Source organism: Siccirubricoccus deserti, from assembly GCF_014283215.1.
GTDB classification, from domain to species: domain Bacteria; phylum Pseudomonadota; class Alphaproteobacteria; order Acetobacterales; family Acetobacteraceae; genus Siccirubricoccus; species Siccirubricoccus deserti.
Genome location: NZ_JACOMF010000150.1, coordinates 1 through 4,094 on the forward strand (window position 1 = coordinate 1; position 4,094 = coordinate 4,094).

Here is a 4,094-nt window from a genome sequence, read left to right on the forward strand (position 1 = left end):
ACCACTGCGAGGCGTGGTCACCTCCGTGGTCCAGCACCATCCGTACCGCTCGCTGCCGCACCTCAGGCGAAAACCGGTTCGACGTCTTCTTCGTCATGGCTCCAACCTCTCAAGGTTTGAAGCCTCCGGCAAACCCGGGGCGGTTCATAGATGTGAGTGGGAGCGGGCTGGCGAGGGCCTTGCGTAGCTCCCGCGCCAAACTTTCTCGACGCGTAGACGGACGGTGCACAGCCGCACTTCGGTGCCCCCACGCTTGGGGGTGGATCTGCTGGTGGCCGATGAAGTGGAGGAGAAAGGTGCGCACATGGTCGAGCTGAATGAGGAGAGCCACCCGACGCCGACGCCGGAGACGGCCACTGCAATGGTTGCCGCCGGCACCGGGACCATGCCGGAGTGTACGATCAGCCTGGCATCGGAGACCTGGATGGTGATTGCCCTGCGGGCCGTGCGCGACGCGCTCCCTGCCCTGGCTGAGGACGGCATTCATCCTCACCAGCGTGAGCGCCTGGCGACTGCTTGCGCTCAGCATCTGGATTTTGCGATCTGGCAAGCGGTGATGATACACGATCTGCTGAGCGAGGCGCACAATTGATGGCAAGCACTGAACCCGATTTCCGCACCATTGCGAACTTTCGGCAGCGCCACCTCACCGCCCTTGCTGACCTGTTCGGCCAGCTGCTGCGGCTCTGCCGTGCCGCGGGCTTGGTCAGGCTTGGCCACGTCGCGCTCGATGGCGCCAACATCCAAACCAATTTCTCGCGCCACAAGGCGATTAGCTGCGGTCGAATGAAGACGGCCGAGACGATGCTGGCTGCCGAGGTCTCCGTCTGCCTGGCGCGGGCCGAGGCGGCAGTTGCCGCAGAGGGCGCCCGGCATAGTGCCGACCGGCGCGGCCACGCGATACCGGATTGGGTGGCCGACAAAGTCCGCCGTCTCTAAGTGTGCAGTCCCGGGGTGTCGTGGTGCGTTCTCCCGTGAGCAGGAGGACGCGCTATGGCAGCAGGTCTTCACGGCTCAGCCCGAACGACGCCGCGTGTTCGAGCCGGTTGAACGCATGCGTTCAACCAAGCGGCGAAAGCGCCGACCCACGCCCTGGCCGCCCGGTACCACCTGAACCCCAAAACCGTGCGGAAATGGCGAGGCCGCGCCGGCACCGGTGATGCGCCTATGGGGCCGCGCCAGCCCCGCAGCACCACCCTCACCGAGGCCGAGGAAACGATCATCGTCGAGTTCAGGCGCCGCACCCTGCTGCCCCTCGACGACGTCCTCGGCTGCCTCCGCGAAACCATCCTGGCGCTCAGCCGCAGTGCCCTGCACCGCTGCCTGGTCCGCCACGGCATCTCCCGCCTACCCCGAGACGAGGAGAAGACCTCAAAGCGGAAGCGCTTCAGCACCATCCTCTGGCGGCACGACAACGAGGCCAAGTGGCGCGCCATACCGGCCGGGCTCAGGCCATGGTGGATGGCGGCGCAGTTGTTCATCCGCTGGTCCCGCCTCGGCGTGTGGGAGCGCATGCTAGTGATGGCGCAGAAGCGTGGGGTGGCACTTGGCACGGCCTTTCTCGATGGCACTTCCATCCGCGCCCAAGTTTGTCCATCACCACCACGTCGCCAAGCGTCAGTGCCGGTGCCAGGAACTGCTCGGCATAGGCTCGGAAGGCCTCGCCGCTCATTGGTCCGTCCAGCACGAGCGGGGCGATGACGCCGGTGCCGCGCAGCCCGGCTACCAAGGTCGTGGTGCGCCAGTGACCGTGGGGCGCGGTGTCGAGCAGGCGCTCGCTCTTTGGCCCCCAGCCATGGTAGACCATGTTGGTGGCGGCACCGGTCTCATCGAGGAACACGAAGCGGTCCGGGTCCATGTACCGCTGCCAGACCCGCCAGAGGCGGCGCTCGGCAGCGATGTCCGGCCGGTCCTGCTCGGCGACCCTCAGCGTCCCTTTTTGTGTCGCAGCCCAAGGCGGCGGAGCGTCGACCAGATGGTGCTTAAGGAGCCGGGCTCGATCCCGCGCTCCTGCAGCGCCGCCTGGACCTCCGCGAGGGTGATGCTTGGCTTGGCCTCGGTCGGTTCGCGCAGCAGACCCTCATGCCCGGCCAACAGCGGCTTGCGGTAGCCGCCGACCTTAGCCGGCGCCGCACTGCCGGTCTCGCGCACTCACCGCGCGAGCTTGATCGCCGCCGAGGCGCATACCTCGAAGCGCCGCGCCGCCTCGCGGGCTGAACTGCCCGCCTCAACCGCCCGGACCAGCCGCCGCCGCAGGTCCGCAGACAGGGGTGCCGTCATCATCGCATCGCCGCCCAATCAGCAGCGTCGAATCAACACCCACGAGCCCATGCAACCTCAAAATGCCGTAGAGCCGGCAAGCGGCTTGCACGAGGGTTTCGCTGGGATACTTGTAACGAGTGATGGACATTCATTCACGTCAATGCGGCCTCCGGCAGCACTGCGGTACAGCAGCAATCCCGGCAATTCTGTCTCGCGCTCGCTACTGGTGCAATCGGCGGCCAAGATCGCTTGACGACAAGCAAGCATCGTCTTTCCTAGGTGTTGGAGTCCGGTCATCGTACCGCCTGCTTCACGGCCGTCATCCTGCAGCGGTCGTGACGTTAGCACTCGGCATTGCCATTGGAAGTTCCGCCTTCGGCCATGGCCTGGAGGCGGCCGCCCAGGCAGAGGATGGATCCTGTGAGGATGCTGCCAGAGCTGCAGAACGACAGTGGGGGCTTCCGCCAGGCTTGCTTGTCGCCATCGGGCAAGTCGAGAGCGGTCGCCAGATTTCTGGTCGCAGAATTGCATGGCCTTGGACAATCAACGCTGCGGGGAAAGGACACGTCTTTGGTAGCCTCGCTGCGGCGAAATCTCATATCGCAGCCCTGCAGGCGAATGGAGTTCGGTCCATCGATGTCGGCTGCTTCCAGGTCAATCTCATGCACCATCCCGCTGCATTCTCAAGCCTGGATGAGGCACTCGACCCGCATGGAAATGCACATTACGCAGCGCGCTTCCTGCACTCCCTTTACGGAAGGGCTGGCAGCTGGGGAGACGCAATCGCTCTCTACCATTCCGCAACGCCACGTTTTGGGGAGGCATACCGCGAACGCGTCCTTGCTGCGTGGACAGACAGGGGCGGGTTGGTCCGCGGGCAAAGTGCCGAAGCGATACCACCCAGCGGAAGCGCATCAGCGCTTGTGAGTGGGTGGAGGGTGCTTGCATCTACGCACGGTGTTCAAGTCTGGACCCCGAAGCGCCCGTGATCTTATTCCAAGTGGCCTTGCAGGGGATTGCGAGTAGAATGATTCCAGTAGGCTGTTTCCGCGCTTATGCTGGCCGGTGATAGTGCCGGCGGGAGCGGTCCAGCTGTCCGACGTCAGGTCCGATGAAAGTAATCTTCTTGCTCGAACCAAGGCCTGACGAGTCGATCCAACGCTTCCGTTTTCTGCGCCCTTGACGCTTTGGTTGCCGACGATCGCTGCCGTCGAGCTGATCTCGCGTCCCGCCTGCTTACGGTACAGAACGTACAGCGCGTGGTGGATGCGATTGGGTGCCGTCGGAAAGGGTGTTGGAACTCGACAGCGGCGCCTCCGGCGTGATGACGGTATCGCCTCAGGCAGCGAGGTCAATGCTGCTCTTGGCGGGCGGCTGACCGAGGGTTTTCCAGCCACCGACCTTGCGCATGCTGATCTGGCCTGAGGCGAGCAGAGCCCAAAACAGCATGGCCGCGGTCTCGGCGGAGGGCAGCACGGTCTTCGTCTTGATGCGCCGCTTCAACTCCTCATGCAGCCGCTCAATGGCGTTCGTGATCCGCGCCGACTTCCACTGGCTCGAGGGCAGGCGGGTGAAGGCGAACAGCGCCTCGCCGTCCTCCTCGAGACTGTCAGCGACGGCCCGGCACTTCAGCCGCCATTTTCGCAGGAACACCTTCCGCCGCCCCTCGGTCTCCTTCGCGGTCTCGGTATAGATCATGTCCGCGTAGCACTACTTCGGCACTTTCATTCGCGCTTGTGTAGGTCGATGAACTCGCGGCATCTGGGACATCGCAGCCGGATGGCGGCAGCGAGCTGAGCCAGCAGTGCGCGCCGGATGGCGGGCAAGGTGGG

General features: G+C 64.7%; 4 protein-coding genes and 4 pseudogenes. 5 read left to right on the top strand and 3 right to left on the bottom strand.

The features are described 5' to 3' along the window. Positions 1 to 271: 271 nt before the first annotated feature. The 4 genes and pseudogenes from H7965_RS28965 to H7965_RS32195 all read left to right on the top strand — a co-directional run. Positions 272 to 592, top strand: coding sequence for a hypothetical protein (locus tag H7965_RS28965; RefSeq protein ID WP_186773969.1), 321 nt, complete (start codon positions 272 to 274; stop codon positions 590 to 592). Next, positions 565 to 936, top strand: a pseudogene (locus H7965_RS28970) (IS5/IS1182 family transposase); the annotation flags it as partial. The gene H7965_RS28965 and the pseudogene H7965_RS28970, both read left to right, overlap by 28 nt. A gap of 57 nt (positions 937 to 993) precedes the next feature. Beyond that, positions 994 to 1,395, top strand: a pseudogene (locus H7965_RS28975) (IS481 family transposase); the annotation flags it as partial. After that, positions 1,396 to 1,455 (top strand): annotated as a pseudogene (locus H7965_RS32195) (hypothetical protein); the annotation flags it as partial. It abuts the pseudogene before it with no gap. Positions 1,456 to 1,477: 22 nt separating this feature from the next. Here H7965_RS32195 and H7965_RS32200 read toward each other — a convergent pair. Next, a complete protein-coding gene (locus tag H7965_RS32200) occupies positions 1,478 to 1,858 on the bottom strand; it encodes a transposase (RefSeq protein WP_186773971.1) in 381 nt (126 codons plus the stop codon). A 68-nt stretch (positions 1,859 to 1,926) separates the two neighbouring features. Beyond that, positions 1,927 to 2,151, bottom strand: coding sequence for a hypothetical protein (locus H7965_RS28985; RefSeq protein ID WP_186773972.1), 225 nt, complete (start codon positions 2,149 to 2,151; stop codon positions 1,927 to 1,929). Between the two features lie 251 nt (positions 2,152 to 2,402). Here H7965_RS28985 and H7965_RS32205 point away from each other — a divergent pair, with 251 nt between their 5' ends. Further along, a complete protein-coding gene (locus H7965_RS32205; protein ID WP_390624648.1) occupies positions 2,403 to 3,251 on the top strand; it encodes a lytic transglycosylase domain-containing protein in 849 nt (282 codons plus the stop codon). A 349-nt stretch (positions 3,252 to 3,600) separates the two neighbouring features. Here H7965_RS32205 and H7965_RS28995 read toward each other — a convergent pair. After that, positions 3,601 to 3,969: pseudogene (locus H7965_RS28995) on the bottom strand (transposase); the annotation flags it as partial. Positions 3,970 to 4,094 lie beyond the last annotated feature (125 nt).

Bases quoted from the DNA above. Each gene is read 5' to 3' on its own strand.
- H7965_RS32200 (WP_186773971.1), bottom strand. From the start codon at position 1,858: ATGGACCCGGACCGCTTCGTGTTCCTCGATGAGACCGGTGCCGCCACC.
- H7965_RS32205 (WP_390624648.1), top strand. From the start codon at position 2,403: ATGGACATTCATTCACGTCAATGCGGCCTCCGGCAGCACTGCGGTACA.